Raw genomic sequence first — 19,070 nt, 5'->3', positions numbered from 1 at the left:
TTTATTATATCTTCAGAAACATCATCCGATAACTAATTTTTTGTTTACGTGTGGTGAACAAGATTTATTCTATTTCCTTCGCAAAGCCAACTATTAAAACTGAAATGATAATTACGACAATCCCCGTCATAATGGTTGCATACGTTTTTTTACTCACACCTTTCCATTCTTTTAATATCACGCCCCATACATTTGCAAGTAAGATAATAAACGCCATATGTAAAATCCACGAACTCGCTCCATTGCCCAATTTACTTTCGCCCATTCCATAGAAAAAGAACTGCAAATACCAAGTGGTTCCTGCCAACGCACATAACAAATAATTCCTTAATAAAGGACTTTTCTTATCGGTGTAATTTTTATATGTTTTATTACGTAAATTAAGTAAAGCACACCAAATAAAATTGGTTGTTAAGCCGCCCCAAAGTACTACAACATAGGTGACATTATTTTGGTACAGAAACTCGCCTTGATCTGGATGTGAAGCTTTCCATAATTCGTTTGCAACGGCTGCCATTGGCTTACCTGCTTCTAGGCCAAAGTTGAAGCATGCACTCAGGACACCCGATATGATAGCAACTGTTAATCCAAGGCTTAAATTAAATTCGGTATTACCACTCGCATCCTTATGTCCTCCTAAATCCTTTTCTTTTCTTACACCTGCAAGGCCACATAAATAAATCCCTACTACACAAATAGATAGCCCCAAAATTGTATAAAGCCCCCATGTGGTGGTAAAGAACATGCTGATAGTGTCCTTTCCTTCTGCCGGAAAAAACTCATAATAAACCGATGGAATCATAGAACCGATTACCATACTCAAGCCCAGCATGATGCTGCTTCCCAGTGATACCCCAAGATATCGAACACCTAGCCCATAGGTGAGCCCACCAATGCCCCAAAGAATTCCAAACAAATAGGCATATCCTAGTGTTGAAGTGGCTGTATGCTTTATAATTTCACCAAAATTAGGTATCGTTAACCAGGCCGCCAGCGGGGGGACAATAAGCCAGGAAAATAGTCCACCTACTATCCAAAAACTCTCCCAGGCCCATCCATTCACTTTTTTGTAAGGGATGTAAAAACTACTGGAAGCAAACCCTCCAATGAAATGAAAAATTACACCTAATAATGCTTGCATACGCTATGAGGTTCTATGTTGGTTTAATGCTTCGCAAGATAGATTATCTATATAAAGCAACTGTCATGCCCTGTCATGATAATCGCTATCATTAGCGCTTCGAGCCACAAAATTAAATTTGGTTGAAATAAATATAAAAACGACATTAAAATTTCATTTAATGCGCTCTTTATACTGAAAATGGCAAAATTTTATATTAGGTTTGTAGGTGAAACAAGAAGAAGTGGGCATTTCCTGTTAGCTACTTTATTAATTATAATAAAACCTAAAAAAATGAATAAAAATTAACAGACGCAGGTCATGCAACCCCGTTTTTCACATTGCGAAATAGGGTTATGGCAACGATTTATTCAACTCGTTAAATTACGATGAAAATAAACGATTGATGAATAACCACGAAGTGCTCATGAGTGCCGCTGAAAGTAAACGATTGACGAATAACCACGAAGTGCTCATGAGTGCCGCTGAAAGTAAACGATTGACGAATAATATTTTAAGGGATGAAAATAAGACAGGCCAATTCAGAAGATTTAGAATCCTTAACCAGTGTATTTGCAGATTATAGAAGTATTTCTGGTTTAGAATACGATCCTGAAAACGGACGAAAATTTTTAGAGCAACGTTTAACAAAAAAAGACTGCGTCATTTTTATTGCTCTAATTGACGGGAATATTGTTGGCTTTACCTTCCTATTTCCTTTCTTCACTCCTGCGGGGATAAAAGAGATGTGGCTACTAAATGACATCTATATCGCAGATGAATACCGACATCAGGGTGTCGCTCAATCGCTATTGAGCGAAGCGGTCTTTTTTAGCAAGAAAACAAATAAATGCAAAGTATATCTTGCTACGAAAGTTGATAATGTAAATTCACAAACGTTGTTTGAAAAGTTTGGGTTTAAAAAGACCGAGTATATAAATTATGAATTTATTACCGACAAAAATGGTGAAGGGTAATTGCCAATAAAACGGACAATTTTTAACACTATTGAAAAAAACCGGGTATCAACGATAACGTTGACACCCGGTTTTTTTGCGGCGGCTATTTTAAGTCTTCCGGACTTAATTTAGGATTTATCACTTGTTCTACCGCGATCATTTTCAACGGTACAGGTATGTTCGGGTTTTTCACCGTACTAAGTGCCGGCAACTTTACTCCTTGATATTCTTTATATTCGTTAAACTCAGCCTCGCCTTCGGTGGCACTTTCAGACTTCAATTTTAGTCCTGACGAAACACTATAGTAGTTCGTTATCTTATCCCCCTCTGAGGTAGTAACAATGAGTTTATAAGCATCCTCATCATTTATTTTCGTTATACCATCAAGATTCAAATGAGCACCCTCTTTTTTATAATTTAATTCTGGAAAGACCGTTAACGCGTTCTTTAACGATTTAAATATGTCTGCAGGTGCTTCTTGTTCTTTGCCTTGTGCCGTGATCAATGCTTTATCCTTATTAATAATGAACTTCGATACTATTTGAGGCCCCATTTTCATTGTTTGAACAGCGATGGGCTTTGTTTGATCAACTACTAATTCAGCAGTAATTTTCATTCCTTGAACCTCTGCTTCTTGAACACTTTTAAATGTTTTTACGGCAGCCAACTTACCTTCTCCACCTATAGCGTCTAAATACTTTTTTATTACTACTTCCGCTGTGATATTTGCGTCTTTAATAGTTGTTGTCACAGCAGGCATGCCTGTATTTGTATAATATTCTATATCGCCAAACTGCTTGATTTTATCTTTAAACGCACCTGTGTTTCCGACAACAACAATATAAGCGTTGTTCGGCTTAATATAAGCTGGCGCAATGCCATTCAATTGTTCAACGGTTACTGTATCCAGATTTTTTAAGTAATTTTTATAATAATCTTTTGGCAACTGTTGCAATTCTGTATTAATCGCGAAACTCGCGATGGTAGATGGCTGCTCTAAAGATCTGCCAAAACTCCCACTTAGAATTGCTTTTGACGATGTTAATTCTTCTTCTGTAATACTTTTTTCGTCTAAGCGCCTCAATTCCGCCAGAAACTGATAGACAGCGCTATCCGTCACTTCTGTACGCACACTTGCATCTGCACTTACTGATCCGACAATTTTATCCGGTGAAATCGTTGAATAAGCTCCATAAGTATATCCCTTATTTTCACGGAGGTTTTGGAACAGTCGTCCTGTAGAACCGCCCCCTAGAATATTATTGAGTACTTTAACAGGAATGGCATCCGCATCATTATACTTAAGAACAATCGGGTAAGCAACTTTAATGACCGACTGGACACTTGTGGGTCTATCTACGAGTATTACTTTCGTCTTTTCTGGTGCCACAGGAACGGGCCAGTCAACTTTTTTCACCTCTCCTTGTTTCCAACCGCCGAAGTATTTAGTAACCAATTGTTCAGCGTCCTTTTTTGTTATATCGCCTACAACGGCTAAATAGCCTATATTAGGTTTAAAATACGTGTCATAATATTGCTTAATATCTTGTACCTGTACGTTTGATACCGTTTTCTCTGTTTCAAACTCTCCATAAGGATGATCCTTGCCATATAAAACAACATTTGTAACCTTTGAAGAAATAGCATTTGGATCATCTTTAGCACTCGCTAAACCGGAAATAGCCTGCTTTTTTAGTTTATCTAATTCCGTTTGAGGAAAAGAGGGATTTAGTAAAATATCCGAAAATAACGTCAGTAATTTATCTTGATATTTTGTTAAGGAGGAAGCACTCGCTGAAGCAGACCCGAAGTTTATGTTGCCTCCGATACCATCGATCTCTTCATCAATTTGATCTTTTGAACGGCTTGTTGTCCCTCCCATTAACATTTCGCCAACGAAACTGGTCAGACCCGCTTTATCTCCTTCCAATAAGGGAGAACGATCGAGCACCAACGAGAACGTAACACGAGGTAGTTTATGATTTTCTACAACAAAAACTTTTAGCCCGTTTGGTAATGTGAAGGTTTCCGCCTCACCAATATTAATTTGAGGGGCTGGGCCGGGAGCTGGATATTTTGTACGATCTACTTGTGCAAAACTTATAGCAATTGACACAAAGAACAATAATGTATATATGCAAAATCTTTTCATCTGTCTGTTTTTTGTTTTTTAATGGTCAGATGGAGCCTTTGATAATTAAAATAATCGTTACCCTGTGTGTTTAACAATTATTTTAATTATGTCGGGTTCATCTGTCTGTTTTTTTAATACTCGGGTGGAGTCTTTTTGATGACTGTATAATTTTAGTCTCCCTTATATCTATTTTTTTTGATCGCTTTTAGGAAGATAATGTAATACGACTCTTCCATTTTTCTCCAAATATTGTTTAGCAACCCGTTGAATATCGGCCTTCGTAACCTTATTGTATTTTTCTAACTCTCTGTTAATCTCGTTTGCGTTACCATAATACACTTTTGCCGCGGCAAGACTCTCTGCAATTCCTGCTACTGATGCATGACGACTCACTACCGAATTTTCAACTTGTGCTCGCAGCTTGGCAAACTCCTGATCGGTTATTCCATTTGTTTTAAGTTTCTCTATTTGTTGATCGATAGCCAGCTCTAATGAATCCGCTGTGATGCCCATATTCGCGACACCTAAAAACAAGAACAATCCACCATCTTCAAGATCTAAAGGCATCGCCATTACCTGAACTGCTTTTTGCTGTTTATCCACCACTTCTTTCGTTAACAACGAACTTTTTCCACCTGCCAGATAAGTTGATAACATATCCAGTGCATAACTGTCGGGCGCATCTTTCCGTGGCATATTGTAAGCCTCTACTACCGCTGGTAATTGAATATTGTCGTAAACGACATCCCTTATCTCCTGATTCCGTTTTGGTTCGACAACCGTTGGCCTTGGAATTTCCTTCTTGCCTTTCGGAATTTCAGCAAAATAGGTTTTTACCCATTTTTCTGTCTGGTCATAATCGATGTCTCCCGCAATGGAAAGTACAGCATTATTTGGAACGTAAAAAGTCTTATAAAAATCCATAAACTCAGCCAGTGAGGCAGCATTTAGATGCTCCATTGAACCAATCGGTGCCCATTGATAAGGATGTTTATGATAAGCTCTTTTTAGGACTTCCACTAAGATCGAACCGTAGGGTTGATTATCCATACGTTGCCTTTTTTCCTCTTTCACCACTTCCCGCTGTGTTTCTACCCCTATCGAATCAATTTTGGCGTGCAGCATACGCTCACTTTCCATATACAAAGCTGTTTCCAAATAATTAGAAGGCACCACCTCATGATAATAGGTTTGATCATTGGAGGTATAAGCGTTTAATGTTCCGCCAATACCCTGTATTTTCTTCATATACTCTCCTCTGCCTATATTTTCGCTTCCTTCAAATAATAAGTGTTCAAAAAAATGCGCAAAGCCAGTTCTCGTTGGATTTTCATTCTTTGAACCTACATGATATAAAACAGAAACAGCGGTTATGGGAGTAGTTTTATCTTGGTGCATAATAACAGTTAGCCCATTATCGAGCTTAAACTCCTTAAATTTAATTTGCTGTTGGGCAAAGATGTTGCTGGTACTTCCCAACAGCCCTATAAGCATAGCCCCTTTTATTAGTGTTGATTTATTCATAAAGATTGATTGTTATATCTCTGTTAGCATTTAATGTACGAAAATTTTAGGCTTCCTACATGGCATTATTTGTAGAACCATGAATACCTTTTATACTTTCACCAAATGCGGTATCTCTTCCGTAATTAGGATAGCTTGTCCACGAAATGTACGCTTGACGAAATAAATTTCCTAAAACCGTACAAAATACTAATATTCGATCGCTTTTAATTTATTTTGTTACAATTTATTCGGATAAAAGGAAGCCGTTCTCATTTATGATGAGAACGGCTTCCTTTATTTGTAAAATGCTGATTATTGTATAGGCTGGCCTTGCCCACTTTCACCGGCTTTTTGATCATCATTCTGAATACCTCGATCTTTACGTGGTTTAGCATTGTAATTCATCTTTCCGAATTTCCAGCTGAAGGTGATACCAAAAGAACGGAAAGGGACAGCGAAATTGGATTCCTGTAATTCACCAACTGTTTGGACTTTTGATCTAAAGTTTTTCACTTTATTAAATGGATCTAACATATTAAATCCAATAGTAGCCTGTTTATTGAGAATTTCTTTTTTCATACCTATACTCCACATATTAAACGACGGATTATACCCTTGAAATGTTCTTCTTGGCGCATTTAAAATCATAAATGTTTCGGCTGTGAATCCGCCCTTTAGATTTACTGTGCCGCTTAGAAATGCTTCGTACATAAAATACACTTTATCCGCTTGAGAACTTAAATCGCCACTTACATTCTGTAAATTGATATCATAGGTATATAAATTTACATTTCCTCTTAACGTTAGTATTTTTATTGGATTAACCGAGACAAATAAATTTGTACCGTACGATTTATTCTGGCCTATATTCTCAAAACTTTGTAGAATGACCGGCTGCTCGGCATCACCAATTTTAGTATAGATGGACTCAATCACGTCGTTCGTTAACCTATAATACAACGAGGCATTTAAGATGGTACTTTTAATCATTGTTGAATAGCCTAGTTCTATATTGTGTGAAAGCTCTGGATCCAGCTCTGGATTTCCCTGACGTTGGTTCACCGGGTCGGCTTCATTTCTAAATGGATTTAAGTAAAACAAACTTGGCCTTTGGATACGTTGATTGTAACTTATTTTGAGATTAGATGTTTTGCCTAATTTGCGTGATACCACTACGCTTGGCAAGAAATTGTGATAGTCGTTATTAAAGGCTGGAAAACTTCCTACCGCATCTCCATCGAGCATGGTGTATTCATAACGTGCGCCCGCCTTCATCTCATAATTTTTAGCAAACGGCACGCTAATAGTCGCATATCCCGCACCTACGTTCTGTTCATAACCAAAGGCGTACGATCGTTGCGCATGATTGATGTAGGAACCATCTTGGAGCATCGTGTCTACGACAATATCAGAAGAGATATCTCGAAGAATTGCTTTAGCGCCTATTTCAAGGACTGCCTTTTTAAAAGGATGTGTATAATCTACCTGAAAAGTAAGTTCATTGTTGATTCCATCATTAAAACCCATTTCGCTTGGCCTGAAACCTGTTTGTTGATAAATGGTGGTATAATCTGTATTATTCTTATTTCTGGAATACTGACCGGCAATGGTTAGTTCCTGTCCCTTTTTATCGAATTTATGGGTGTAATCTGCGCTCCAATCAAAACCACCAAATTTCATTTGATTATCTGAATTGCTAAAAACTTGGTTGGTTCCACCATAAATTGATGTCATATCCCCATCTATACCCATGCTAAACCGATTCAAATTGAAGGACGATGTAATAAGATTTTTATCATCGATATCATAATCTAAGGCAATATTACCTCTACCGCCGCCTCTTTTGGTAGTACTGGCACTGCTTTGTGAAAAAATTGGTTGATTATCCAATGTATTCCGAAAAGAGGTAATATGGGTTGTAACCGGCCATCCCCACATCGCTCCAGCGTTAACCGTTACACCAACCTTTCCTTTTCGCATATTTACATTTCCGTTGAAATTATTCTGTCGCGTTCCAAAACCGCCGGATATAGAGCCACTTACACCTACGACATCCCTTTTCTTGGTTACGATATTTATAATTCCGGAAGTCCCTTCAGCATCATATTTAGCAGATGGGCTAGTAATAACTTCAACATTCTTAATTTGATCTGCCGGGATCATCCGCAAAGCATCTGCAACATTATTTGTCATGGCGCCTGATGGCTTGCCATTAATAAAAATGCGCACATTCTTATCTCCTCTTAATGCTACATTTCCATCCATGTCTACCGACAGCAATGGAACCTTACGTAAAACATCTGCTGCATTACCTCCAGCAACCGTTACATCTTGTTCCGCGTTATATACTAAGCGGTCGACCTTGTTTTCGACTATTGGAACTTGACCTGTTACCTCTACCGCCTGTAATTGAGTAGAAGAAGGTGATAAAGGAATATTTGATAAATCTGTTAGAGGCTTTTCTTCAGAAGTAACCAGGGGGTCTATCGTTTTTGCCTGATACCCCATAGCACTTATAATTAATTTATAATTTCCTGCGGAAACTTTTGTTAAGTTAAAAGCCCCTCCTTCGCTAGCCAGTGCACCGTTTACCGACTGTGTTGTGCCGCTTTTAAAAAGAGTTATCGTTGCAAAATCAATTGGTTTATTCGTTAGTGAGTCTATTACGACGCCTTTTATACTCCCCCCACCTACCTGCTGAGCGCGTGCTACATATAAACTCAAAGGAAACATTAGAAGACATAGTATTATTTGTTTGTTTTTCCACATCTGATATAAATTCTTTCTGATTTAGTCTTTTTTACCCTGCAAATGTTACAAACTGATCGTGTTTTTTTAGAATAAGGCAGTAACTTATTAGTTACTCCAACAAAGCAAAACAGCATACTGTATCAGATTGTAGACAGAATTGTACAAAAAGGGAACCCTTACAAATTGCATTCGATAAGGAATTGATTTCGGCAAATATAATGTTTATTATATTTTTTTATTAACCACAGAATTTCAAGTATTTAAATAAAATTAAAATCCTAGGTTAATATTTGGCATGGAATATGCTATTGTGTAGACAGGTTTAGGTTGATTTGAAACTTAGGTTTCAGCCCCACTTCCCAAGGTGGGGTTTTTTCTTTTTATAATGCCTACTTAATCTTCGTTAAAAATTCTTGTACAATTTGAGCGTTATGCTTTTCTAGCTTTTTTTGTCTTGGTATTCGTAAATTTCCAAGATAATTCATTATAAAATTCAATCATATTTTCAAAAAATTTTATTTATTTCAAAGCTGATAATTTTGCTGAATTAAGGGATCTAATTTGACAAAAGAAGTGGAGAAATCATGCGCACCCCTACACTGACAAGCTGTCAGTACATCCTATTTCTTAGCTTTTATTCGTTTATCAATACTGGCTCAAATCTGCAAAAAAGACCGCATTTTTAGCATTAACAAAAACATCATATATCAAACATATACTATTGATTTATTGATTATTAAATTAAAAAAAATGGTTAAATTATAGTTTTTACAATCATTTGCGCGTGGAAAACAACCTTGAAAGGAGACACTTGGACACCATTAATTAAACGCTGTAAATAATGAGCTAATAAGGAATAAGCAAATAGCTGATAAACAATTACTTAAAAAACAAACATGATTAGCATTGCAAAATTTTCAACGGAAATAAATGCAGTAATAGACCATTGAAACTTTTTAAGCATGTTTTTTCATCCCATACATTCCTTCCGCACACTAATACTAAAAAAAATAGCAAACAAAATCTATCCGTATAGCTTCTATTTTGCTTGTTAAAAAATTAAGACAGATGAAATATTTGCACATATTACTACAAAAAACAATCAATTCGATCTGATTTCCCATAAATCTATAATAATAAGTGGCAACGCTCGTTATTCTCCCCTAGAAATATAATAGCAATAATTATTAGCGCATGGAATACACCACCTTGGATATTAAATTTTACAGTACCCTATCGATGGAAGACGACTATTTATGGCTGAAATATTTTCAATTAGCGTCCATTCCTCCCAAGGATTTTTGGCTAATAATTAAACCTTTCTTTACAAACGCATTCCAAGAAAATATACAAAACACAAAATATGAAGACTGTAAAATTTATCACCCTAACATTAATACTTCTCGGTATTTTCAATTATTCGGAAGTATTAGCGCAGCATGGTCGTGGCCACGGACATGGACATAGTAAACGATATGATGACGACGACGATCGTAGACACTATAGAAATAGAGATTATAACAGACATGACAGGGGTTATAACAGGCATGAGCGAGATTATTACAAGAAACGCCATAAATATTATAACAAGCAAGCGAAATATTATAACAGGCGCCACAGGGATGAATATTACGGATATCCTAAATGGGCCCGTGCGCATCGCTACCGTGCAAGACAACATGTTTATTTCCGCGACTATTGCACGTTTTATGATCCACACAGAGGGGGCTACGTATACTGGTCAAGCAATCGCTGGATATTTTCGCGCAACGTGCCAGCTTTCTTAGCAAGTGTAGATTTAGGTAGAGCGAGAATTCAAGTAATGGCGGATGTTCCACTGGAAAGACATCCTGAATATTACTACGAGGAATATGTACATAGTTACCCTCGCAGTACAAGTGTTAGCATAAATTTTCAGCTCCCTCCTTTTTAGAAAAAATAAATAGTGTTCCAGCATTTTTTCTGGAACACTATTTATTTTTCAACAGGTTTAAAAGTGCATCTTTTGAAAAAACTTTTTTCGCCATTCCCTCCGGCATTATAATCTTTTCGATCAGATCATTTTTTGTCTGCTTCAGCTGAACGATCTTCTCTTCTATTGTATCTTTGCAAATCAATCTTACAGCAATAACATTTTTCTTTTGACCTATGCGATAACATCTATCTATTGCCTGATTTTCAACTGCGGGGTTCCACCAAGGGTCAATTATATAAACATAATCTGCTTCAATTAAATTTAGGCCTACCCCACCTGCCTTCAAACTGATTAAAAATATTCGAACATGTTTTTCATGCTTAAATTTCTCAACTTCGCTTGCACGATCTTTTGTACTCCCTGTGAGCTTAGCATAATGCAGTTTACGCATATTTAGCTCTTCTTCTATCAGTTCAAGCATCTGTACATATTGTGAAAAAATCAGCAGCTTATGCTGGCCCGACCGCCCTTCGATCTCTTCCAGAAGCCACTCCATTTTTGCTGATTTAGATGCATCCCATCTTTTATCCTTTAGTAATATGGGCGAATTACAGATCTGTCTTAAACGGGTCAGTCCTTTTAAAACAACTGCACTTTTATTCGTTATTTCTTCCTCTGTTTGAGCAGAAATATATTCGCGGAATTCACGTTCATACAGCGCGTAAATTTTTCTTTGCTCCTCGTCCATTTCACAATAAACCACCATTTCCATTTTTTCGGGAAGATCATTCCCAACCTCCTTTTTGGTGCGCCTTAATATAAATGGCCTGATTTTATTTTGCAGCTCCTGTAAACGTTTATTGACACCAAATTTGTCAATTGGCGTTGAATAAACATCCTTAAAATACTGCTTACTCCCAAGCAGCCCTGGACAGGCAAATGAGAGCTGACTAAACAAATCAATCGTATTATTTTCTATAGGGGTGCCTGTTATGGCAACTCTCATATCGGCCATTAACATGCAGGCCGCTCGGTATCGCTGTGATGAAGGATTTTTTATGTTTTGCGACTCATCCAAAAAGACATAATTAAAAGCAATTTTTTTCAAAAAATCAATATCAGACACCATTGTACCGTATGAAGTGAGCACAATATCAACTTGTTTTAACTTCGCTTCATCATTGGTTCTCCTAGTTCCATGTAAAATAGTAGTGAGAAGTGATGGAGCAAACTTTTGTATTTCCTGACACCAGTTAAAAAGGAGTGAGTTAGGCACAACGATTAGCGTTAACTCTTTTCGCGCAGTCTTTTCTCGTTTAGAAAGAATAAAGGCGATTACTTGCACAGACTTGCCTAAACCCATATCGTCAGCCAAACACCCACCTAAACCCAGTTTAGCGAGGCTATGCAACCAAAAATATCCTTCTGTTTGGTATTTCCTAAGTGTCCCTATTAATGTTTTAGGAAGTGCAACGGATGCTATCTCATAGGCCGCCCAACATTTGTAGACACTTAATTCTTTGCGCACCTCCTGACTCAACATTTTTTCATCATAAAGTGCAATTATATCTTGAAAATTAACTTTCGGCGTACGCAGTAGTTCATCAACCCTTTCTCCAGAATTAAAAAGCTGTTCGAATTTCTCTAACCACTCTGCCGGAAAAACACCGTAGGTACCATCATCTAATAAAACGTAATGAGCTCTATTTTTTACTGCTTTATTCAGCTCTTTGAGACGGGCCTTTTTATTACCAAATCGCACATTGATTTCCGTGTTAAACCAATTTAGGCCACTTGTTACCTCAATAGATATAGTTGCTTTGTGAGGATTCCTTTTGCTCCCAGAAAGTCCATTATAGCCTAGCACAGTAATTTGCTCATCTTGCCATTGCTCAAAGACCTCCAAAAACCATTCACCATCGAAAAACCTATTCTTGTGTAGATAGAAATAAAGCAGATCGTCTTCCAGCTGCTCTTCAAAATAAGGGTGCTGCCGAATGATGTGAGACATGAACGTCAATTCGAGCGACTCGTTTCTCTTTATTAAAAAAGGCCTCCCTTTGCCGTCAGTATTAAAAACCTGCCGTTTAGTGCGAATAGAGATTTCTACGTCTCCATACCTCATTACAGGATCTATAACGATGTAATCTCCAAACTCCGATAAATAGATTATTTTCTCGGGCCAAGTGTTATCCAATAAATTAGAAGCCTCCTCCGGCCTCTGAGAAACGTAAACATATTCGATCAACAAGCGATCATTTACCTTATCTAATATTTCTTCCTTTATAAGGTTATATTTCGACTGATGAACCATCAGCTTTCCTTTCGCCTTTCTAAAGAATTGAATAATTTTAAAAATCTGAATATCTGAAATAAGATAAAGTACATCTCCTAACAAGATAAAATAATTGAAAGGAAAGAATGTCTCGTCCAGCTGATATGACCTACCAGCTAACGCTAAATAAAAATTTATTTCATAAAAATGTTCATTCTGTAACACAACAATTTTTATGTTGTCGGCACCAAGAATCTGTGGTCTAATCTTTATAAGATTCTTGGTGGTTAACTGTTTGTTGTTATCAGGCTGATAGTAAAACGCTAGATTTAATGGATTAGCCATAACAATTTTAAGCGCCTGTAAATCTTCCTCCATCTGTTCAGCAGCGGTAACTTGTTGAAAGCGCATTAAGGCAACCATAAATTTTAATCTCTCCGCATTTTTCTCCTTCCACGATAATGATAGCAATTCTATTGGGACAATAGGGTTCTTAAGTTTGCCATTGAGACCTATCTGCACCTCACATATATTTAATATCAGGTGTTTATAGTATCTATGGTGCTGAACAAGTACAATTCTCTCGATCTGAAGATCAAATTCAACGGTCTTAAAGGCCTGGTGCTTGCCTACTAAAAGATCTACTTTTAACCGCTCTATGTTGTCAGGTGTTACATTAAGCAAGTAAGGCGATTTCGGCGTGACAGTAAGCTTCTCATTATGATATGTTAAGGTAAAAAAGTCGGCTATATCGTTTTCTTGCTCCATCCCGTAGTCCTTCGCAACTTTCCTAAATTTTTCTATGCGCAAAAGATCATCGTAAAATATCCTAATTTCTTCATCGGTTATTATTTTATGTAAAACAAGCGCCTGATGACTGCATAATCTTAATTTGTTCTCATTACAGTCGCAATGAAACATCATTTTATGCTCTTGAAGCCATATCTTGACAACAGCAGATGCCATATTTAGGTTAAATAAAGTAAACGCGCCCTTTGCTATATCAAGTAAAAATGGTTTTATCTGTACACCTTCATCCAATTGCAGCTGTGCTCCAGCGTGTTTCCATAGAAGTAAAGCCGAGAGCTGTAAAGGTGAAAAATTTTCAATGATGTAAGTAGGACTGTTAAAATCAACCTTATTTTCTGCATGTTCCATTTTATAACATTAATATGTCTATTTAATGAGAAAATATTTACTATTTTCAGCAAAGCTATCATTAGGCAATTATTTTTCAATTAATTTTTTAATAAACTTATGAAGATAGTTATTGTTGGTGCTACCGGCACCATAGGTAAACATGTAACAGCCCTATTGAGTAAAAAACATGAGGTGATAAGGGTTGGTGCAACCAAAGGCGATTATCAAGTAGATATAACTTCTGAAGAATCAATAGCGACGCTTTTTCAAACGATAGGACCTTTTGATGCTTTAATAAGCACTACCGGCAAAGCGGCCTTCAAACCACTGCATGAAATGCAAGGAACCGATTTTAAGATCGGTCTGCTTAATAAATTAATGGGACAAGTTAACCTGGTATTAATTGGTCAACGCTATATTAACCCGACAGGATCTTTTACATTAACTTCTGGTATCCTTTCAGAAGATCCTATACTTGCCGGCACTGCGCTTAGTACGGTAAATGGCGCTATAAACTCATTTGTGAAATCTGCGTCAATAGAATTAAAGAACGATGTACGTATTAATGCGGTAAGCCCGGGTGTTGTGGAAGATTCTCCTGAATTGTTTGATGCCTTTCCAGGCCATATACCAGTAAAAATGGAGATTGTTACCGCCGCGTATTATAAGAGTGTAGTTGGGGCACTCAATGGTCAGATTATAAGAGCTTATTAACCCTCTCGATATAAATAAATGACCTTTTTATTCTTGTTAAAGCAATTTTAGACTTTTAAAATCAAATAATATGGTTAATTGGAAAATTGACACTAAACATTCCGAAATCCATTTCAAGGTAAAGCATATGCTTATATCAACTGTTACCGGCTTATTCACGAAATTCGACGGAACAGTTTCTACTGAAAAGATAAATGAATTTGAAGGGGGCAAAGTATCTGTCGAGATCGAAACAAACAGTGTTTACACAAATGAAGAATACCGTGACAACCATCTAAAATCAGACGCTTTTTTTGATATTGAAAAATTTCCTATAATTACATTTGAATCCATGTCGCTGAATCCTCAGCGAAAAAATGAATTTTTATTAAAGGGTATACTTACCATTAAACAAATCGCTCGAGAAGTAGAACTTAAAGTAATTTTTGGTGGCGCAATTGAAAGCAAAGAGCAATATAAAGCAGGTTTTCGAGTTACAGGAAAAATTAGCCGAAAGGATTTTGGGCTCATCTATAACCCCTTAATGGAAGCCGGCGGCCTTGTTGTCTCAGAAGAAGTAAAAATTATAGGTAATGTACAACTGATCAAAATATAACAATATATAAATGGAGAATTATAAAACCGTTGCCGAATCTCAAACCATCATGACAGAGTTAATGATTCCTTCCTATTCTAACTTTGGAGGGAAGATACACGGGGGAGTCATCTTATCGTTAATGGATAAAGTTGCCTATGTATGTGCGGCAAAGCATGCTGAAACCTATTGTGTTACGGCCTCTATAGATAATGTTGACTTTAGGGCTTCGGTTGAGGTAGGCGAAATAATTTCCCTACTCGCCTCTGTAAATTATGTAGGAAATTCTTCATTAGTAGTAGGTATAAAAGTACTTGCAGAGAACGTAAAAACACGTGCGGTTAAACATACCAATTCAAGTTACTTTTCTATGGTAGCATTGGATGAAAACAGCCATAAGCCGGTTCAGGTGCCAGGCCTTGTTCTTGAAAATGAAACAGAGATACAGCGTTTCATTACCGCCATGCACAGAAAAGAATTAAATCGTTATTATAAGCAGGAAGGTGAAAGAATTAAATCGTCTTTTAAGAACGAGGATTTCTTAGCGGTGCTAAAAAAAGAAAGATGTATTTTAAAGCAACCTTAGTAAGGTAATTCAAGATCTAAGATCAATCCTTGTAAATTTCGACTTCAATGTGTCCATCTTCGGTGACAGTTCCTCTATACATCCCGGAAGTATTAAAAGGCATTGCCATGTTGCCATTTTTATCTAGGGCAATTAAGCCGCCACTTCCACCTCCCTTGGCAACTTTCTCAAGAGCGGTTCTTGCAGCATCATCTACAGAAAGATTTTTGTAATTCATTAATGCTGCGATATCATAAGCAACAACATTTCTAATATAAAACTCTCCCCAACCCGTACAAGACACAGCAACTGTTTCGTTATTAGCATAGGTACCCGCTCCAATGATAGGCGAATCACCAATTCTACCGTATTTTTTATTTGTCATTCCTCCCGTGGAGGTACCTGCCGCAAGGTTGTTTCCTTTATCCAAGGCAACACATCCAACCGTTCCAAATTTAGCATCTTTCTGCCCACCACCTAATGTCTTCAATGCTGACTTATTTTTCTTCAAAGATAGCAATGAATCCTCTTTAATTGCCTTTTGTAATGCCTCCCATCGGTCTTGCGTATAAAAATATTTTGGATCAACCATTGTCAGTCCTACCTGTCTGGCGAACGCTTCCGCACCATGTCCTGCAAGCAGGACATGGGCTGACTTTTCCATAACTGCACGAGCAGCGCTAATAGGGTTACGCACAGTAGTAATACCCGCTACAGCACCCGCTTGTAAACTCTTGCCATCCATAATGGCAGCGTCTAACTCGTTTTTACCTTCATGGGTAAACACAGCTCCTTTCCCCGCATTAAATAGTGGCGAATCTTCGAGTACCTTTATAGTTTCCTCTACGGCACTCAACGCGTCATTTCCTTTTTCAAGCATTGAATATCCTGTCTTTAGCGCTTTGGTCAATGTCTCTTTATATTCCTTTTCCTTATTAACACTCATGCTATTCCTTTCGATAGTACCCGCTCCTCCGTGAATGACCATAACATATCTTTTATGTGAAGGAGTTTGCCCGTAGCATAATCCGATTAAACAGAAGAACAATAAACAACTATTAAAAACAAATCTAGATCGTATCATTAAAAAGCATTTTCACGTAAATATAATATTAATTGCGAAAATGAGCGGTAAACCAAGTCTTGTTCATTTCACAATACAAGAACATGTATTGCGAATATTATTCAAAAATAACAATATTTCACCGAACATTATTCACACAAATAAAGCCTTTTAGTATCTTTGCACCATTAACAACAATTACGTTTAGCATGGATTCAGTAACATTAGATAGAATAGATTTGGAGATTCTAGACCATTTACAAAAAAATTCTAGAATGAGTAATGCTGATTTATCCAGGGAATTAGGAATGGCACCTTCTGGCGTCTTAGAACGTGTAAAAAAATTAGAACAAAAAGGCGTCCTTATTCAATACACAGCACGCGTTAATCCGGAGGCAGTTAATCAAAATTTATTGGCATTTATCTTTATAAAGGTAGCTGATGGTTTAGGTTGTGACGAAACAGATAGATTACTCGCAGCCATAGAAGCCGTACAGGAAGTGCACCATATAACGGGGGAAGATTGTTATTTGGTAAAAATTCGCGTTGCGAGTTCTAACGAGCTCATGCAGTTAATGCGCACAGCGTTCCGCGATATACCCAATATAATATCTACCAGAACTACAATCGTGTTGGAAACCGTCAAAGAAAACCAACACATTGTAATACAAAGAGAGACACAAGATGACAAGTAATAAAAACACTTCAACAGTTGCTATTATAATAGCTTATCTGTTAATCTACCTAGTTTGGGGTTCTACATATTTTTTTATCCATATAGCTTTAACGGGTTTCACCCCCTTTTTGTTAGGCGCTATCCGTTTTACCATTGCCGGCGCTTTGCTGTTGATTTGGTGTCATAGGATGAAAGAACCGATATGGAATAAGCAACTCATCAAGACATCTGCCGTAACCGGCATTCTACTACTTTTCATAGATATGGGTTTAGTGATGAAAGCACAACAATATCTCCCCAGTAGCCTTATTGCTATAGTGGCCGCTTCTACCGCCATATGGATATTGTTATTGGATAAAAAGATGTGGAAAACTAATTTTAAAAACTGGAACACGGTTCTCGGGGTTTTAATTGGTTTTGTTGGAGTGATCATGCTTTTTAGCGAGCAGCTTATTCTATCCTTGCAAGAAACTGGAAATTCCAACAAAGCGATCGGGATGTGTTTATTAATATTAGGAACCCTTTCTTGGGCGTCAGGGTCTGTCTATTCAAAATACAGCGATTCACCAAAGGGTGTCACCTTTGCCAGCGCGGCGTGGCAAATGCTTATAGCAGGATTTCTATTTTGGATAGCTGCATTTACCAATGGGGACACGCAGCGATTTAATCTACACGCAACACCCAGCTTGTCTTGGATTGCTATTACTTATCTAATAATTTTTGGCTCTATCTTAGCTTTTACCAGCTACATTTGGTTATTAAAAGTGCGCCCGGCAACAGAGGTAAGTACCCATGCATATGTAAACCCCTTAGTTGCTCTTTTTTTAGGTAGTACATTCGCGCATGAATCCATCACCATCATCCAAATAGTTGGCTTAACTATTATTCTATGCGGGGTGGCACTGATAAATTTGGTAAAAAGCAGAAAAAGTAAGCAAGTCGAACCATTTTGTCCAGAATGATGAGGTCAAAACCGGTCACCTTCAAACGCTTTGTTATCCATAATCGGATAAATTTTTGACATAAGTGCGGTACAATTACCGCACTTATGTCAACGTAACAAGGAGAACGACTTTCATCCACTTTACTCTACTTCCCCATTATATTATAAAAATTGTAATCTGTCATAGGCGCATCAACAAAGCCTAAATTACGTCCAATAGTTACAATTTGGCCACGATGATACGTGTTATGGTTTACAAATTGCATAATATATTCGAAGACAGAAAGCTCGCATTTGAACCAAGGGCTTTCGACGGGTATCTGCTCCAACAATTCGGTTGTCGTCATCGCCGTTACGAAATCAGCAATTTGTGCAGATTGTTCCATTATTCCAGCTAACACCCCCTGCAAATCAGTCGGGTATTCGGTTTCGTCAAAATCATTTTTCTTATTTACAATAGAAAACCAATATCCCTGCGTTTTGTGCATATGATGAAGTGTTAACAGGATACTGGGAAAACTAGAAGAAACCTCTTTCTCTAAAAGTTGATTTGGTTTAGTTTTTAACCAATTAATTAATGTAAGGTTTGTCCACAAATTATAGTCCGCATAATTTTTCACTAAATTATTAAGTCCTACAGACTCCATTTCAAAAATTGTTGTTTCTTGTACCATAATCATCGAATTTTATAATACAAAGAAACATGCACGCAGTGACAACAGTATGTCAGCACTA

The 19,070-nt window shown here is 37.3% G+C and carries 14 protein-coding genes; 7 read left to right on the top strand and 7 right to left on the bottom strand.

What is annotated here, in order from left to right; all coding sequences use genetic code 11:
• Positions 1-64: 64 nt before the first annotated feature.
• Positions 65-1,141 (bottom strand): L-rhamnose/proton symporter RhaT, encoded by a 1,077-nt coding sequence (gene rhaT, locus BMY50_RS26885; protein WP_093332722.1) that lies wholly within the window; start codon positions 1,139-1,141, stop codon positions 65-67.
• 500 nt (positions 1,142-1,641) lie between these two features.
• Here rhaT and BMY50_RS26880 point away from each other — a divergent pair, with 500 nt between their 5' ends.
• Positions 1,642-2,097 carry a GNAT family N-acetyltransferase gene (locus tag BMY50_RS26880; RefSeq protein WP_093332719.1) on the top strand — a complete coding sequence of 152 codons (456 nt, stop codon included), beginning with the start codon at positions 1,642-1,644 and terminating at the stop codon, positions 2,095-2,097.
• An 85-nt stretch (positions 2,098-2,182) separates the two neighbouring features.
• Here BMY50_RS26880 and BMY50_RS26875 read toward each other — a convergent pair whose 3' ends face one another.
• The 3 genes from BMY50_RS26875 to BMY50_RS26865 form a co-directional block, all read right to left on the bottom strand.
• Positions 2,183-4,231, bottom strand: coding sequence for a M16 family metallopeptidase (locus tag BMY50_RS26875; RefSeq protein ID WP_093332716.1), 2,049 nt, complete (start codon positions 4,229-4,231; stop codon positions 2,183-2,185).
• Between the two features lie 168 nt (positions 4,232-4,399).
• The gene (locus BMY50_RS26870; RefSeq protein ID WP_093332713.1) at positions 4,400-5,737 is read right to left on the bottom strand and encodes a M16 family metallopeptidase; all 1,338 of its coding nucleotides are present in this window, start codon (positions 5,735-5,737) and stop codon (positions 4,400-4,402) included.
• Between the two features lie 294 nt (positions 5,738-6,031).
• Positions 6,032-8,452 (bottom strand): TonB-dependent receptor domain-containing protein, encoded by a 2,421-nt coding sequence (locus tag BMY50_RS26865; RefSeq protein ID WP_162276686.1) that lies wholly within the window; start codon positions 8,450-8,452, stop codon positions 6,032-6,034.
• Between the two features lie 1,381 nt (positions 8,453-9,833).
• On the opposite strand from BMY50_RS26865, the gene BMY50_RS28015 reads away from it, so the two are divergent.
• Positions 9,834-10,403, top strand: a complete 570-nt coding sequence (locus BMY50_RS28015) for a hypothetical protein (RefSeq protein WP_139202342.1) — start codon at positions 9,834-9,836, stop codon at positions 10,401-10,403.
• A 37-nt stretch (positions 10,404-10,440) separates the two neighbouring features.
• Here BMY50_RS28015 and BMY50_RS26850 read toward each other — a convergent pair whose 3' ends face one another.
• Positions 10,441-13,818 carry a DEAD/DEAH box helicase gene (locus BMY50_RS26850; RefSeq protein ID WP_093332701.1) on the bottom strand — a complete coding sequence of 1,126 codons (3,378 nt, stop codon included), beginning with the start codon at positions 13,816-13,818 and terminating at the stop codon, positions 10,441-10,443.
• A gap of 99 nt (positions 13,819-13,917) precedes the next feature.
• Here BMY50_RS26850 and BMY50_RS26845 point away from each other — a divergent pair, with 99 nt between their 5' ends.
• The 3 genes from BMY50_RS26845 (at position 13,918) to BMY50_RS26835 (ending at position 15,674) form a co-directional block, all read left to right on the top strand.
• A complete protein-coding gene (locus BMY50_RS26845; RefSeq protein WP_093332698.1) occupies positions 13,918-14,514 on the top strand; it encodes a short chain dehydrogenase in 597 nt (198 codons plus the stop codon).
• A 70-nt stretch (positions 14,515-14,584) separates the two neighbouring features.
• A complete protein-coding gene (locus BMY50_RS26840) occupies positions 14,585-15,109 on the top strand; it encodes a YceI family protein (protein WP_093332695.1) in 525 nt (174 codons plus the stop codon).
• 10 nt (positions 15,110-15,119) lie between these two features.
• The gene (locus tag BMY50_RS26835; protein ID WP_093332692.1) at positions 15,120-15,674 is read left to right on the top strand and encodes an acyl-CoA thioesterase; all 555 of its coding nucleotides are present in this window, start codon (positions 15,120-15,122) and stop codon (positions 15,672-15,674) included.
• A 22-nt stretch (positions 15,675-15,696) separates the two neighbouring features.
• Here the strand turns inward: BMY50_RS26835 and BMY50_RS26830 are convergent, their stop codons facing one another.
• Positions 15,697-16,641 (bottom strand): isoaspartyl peptidase/L-asparaginase family protein, encoded by a 945-nt coding sequence (locus BMY50_RS26830; protein ID WP_238383902.1) that lies wholly within the window; start codon positions 16,639-16,641, stop codon positions 15,697-15,699.
• A gap of 284 nt (positions 16,642-16,925) precedes the next feature.
• Here BMY50_RS26830 and BMY50_RS26825 point away from each other — a divergent pair, with 284 nt between their 5' ends.
• Positions 16,926-17,411 (top strand): Lrp/AsnC family transcriptional regulator, encoded by a 486-nt coding sequence (locus tag BMY50_RS26825; RefSeq protein WP_093332686.1) that lies wholly within the window; start codon positions 16,926-16,928, stop codon positions 17,409-17,411.
• A complete protein-coding gene (locus BMY50_RS26820; protein WP_093332683.1) occupies positions 17,401-18,354 on the top strand; it encodes an EamA family transporter in 954 nt (317 codons plus the stop codon). The genes BMY50_RS26825 and BMY50_RS26820 overlap by 11 nt, the downstream gene beginning before the upstream one ends.
• 127 nt (positions 18,355-18,481) lie before the next feature.
• Here BMY50_RS26820 and BMY50_RS26815 read toward each other — a convergent pair whose 3' ends face one another.
• Positions 18,482-19,009 carry a DinB family protein gene (locus BMY50_RS26815; RefSeq protein ID WP_093332769.1) on the bottom strand — a complete coding sequence of 176 codons (528 nt, stop codon included), beginning with the start codon at positions 19,007-19,009 and terminating at the stop codon, positions 18,482-18,484.
• Positions 19,010-19,070: the final 61 nt, after the last annotated feature.

Origin of the sequence: Olivibacter domesticus (genome assembly GCF_900109575.1) — a bacterium.
GTDB lineage: Bacteria > Bacteroidota > Bacteroidia > Sphingobacteriales > Sphingobacteriaceae > Olivibacter > Olivibacter domesticus.
Note: the sequence above shows the minus strand (reverse complement) of the source record. Positions and strands in the feature narration are given on the sequence as shown.

Bases quoted from the DNA above. Each gene is read 5' to 3' on its own strand.
- rhaT (WP_093332722.1), bottom strand. From the start codon at position 1,141: ATGCAAGCATTATTAGGTGTAATTTTTCATTTCATTGGAGGGTTTGCT.
- BMY50_RS26830 (WP_238383902.1), bottom strand. From the start codon at position 16,641: ATGGTCATTCACGGAGGAGCGGGTACTATCGAAAGGAATAGCATGAGT.
- BMY50_RS26835 (WP_093332692.1), top strand. From the start codon at position 15,120: ATGGAGAATTATAAAACCGTTGCCGAATCTCAAACCATCATGACAGAG.
- BMY50_RS26825 (WP_093332686.1), top strand. From the start codon at position 16,926: ATGGATTCAGTAACATTAGATAGAATAGATTTGGAGATTCTAGACCAT.
- BMY50_RS26870 (WP_093332713.1), bottom strand. From the start codon at position 5,737: ATGAATAAATCAACACTAATAAAAGGGGCTATGCTTATAGGGCTGTTG.
- BMY50_RS28015 (WP_139202342.1), top strand. From the start codon at position 9,834: ATGAAGACTGTAAAATTTATCACCCTAACATTAATACTTCTCGGTATT.
- BMY50_RS26840 (WP_093332695.1), top strand. From the start codon at position 14,585: ATGGTTAATTGGAAAATTGACACTAAACATTCCGAAATCCATTTCAAG.
- BMY50_RS26880 (WP_093332719.1), top strand. From the start codon at position 1,642: ATGAAAATAAGACAGGCCAATTCAGAAGATTTAGAATCCTTAACCAGT.
- BMY50_RS26815 (WP_093332769.1), bottom strand. From the start codon at position 19,009: ATGGTACAAGAAACAACAATTTTTGAAATGGAGTCTGTAGGACTTAAT.
- BMY50_RS26820 (WP_093332683.1), top strand. From the start codon at position 17,401: ATGACAAGTAATAAAAACACTTCAACAGTTGCTATTATAATAGCTTAT.
- BMY50_RS26850 (WP_093332701.1), bottom strand. From the start codon at position 13,818: ATGGAACATGCAGAAAATAAGGTTGATTTTAACAGTCCTACTTACATC.
- BMY50_RS26875 (WP_093332716.1), bottom strand. From the start codon at position 4,231: ATGAAAAGATTTTGCATATATACATTATTGTTCTTTGTGTCAATTGCT.
- BMY50_RS26865 (WP_162276686.1), bottom strand. From the start codon at position 8,452: ATGTTTCCTTTGAGTTTATATGTAGCACGCGCTCAGCAGGTAGGTGGG.
- BMY50_RS26845 (WP_093332698.1), top strand. From the start codon at position 13,918: ATGAAGATAGTTATTGTTGGTGCTACCGGCACCATAGGTAAACATGTA.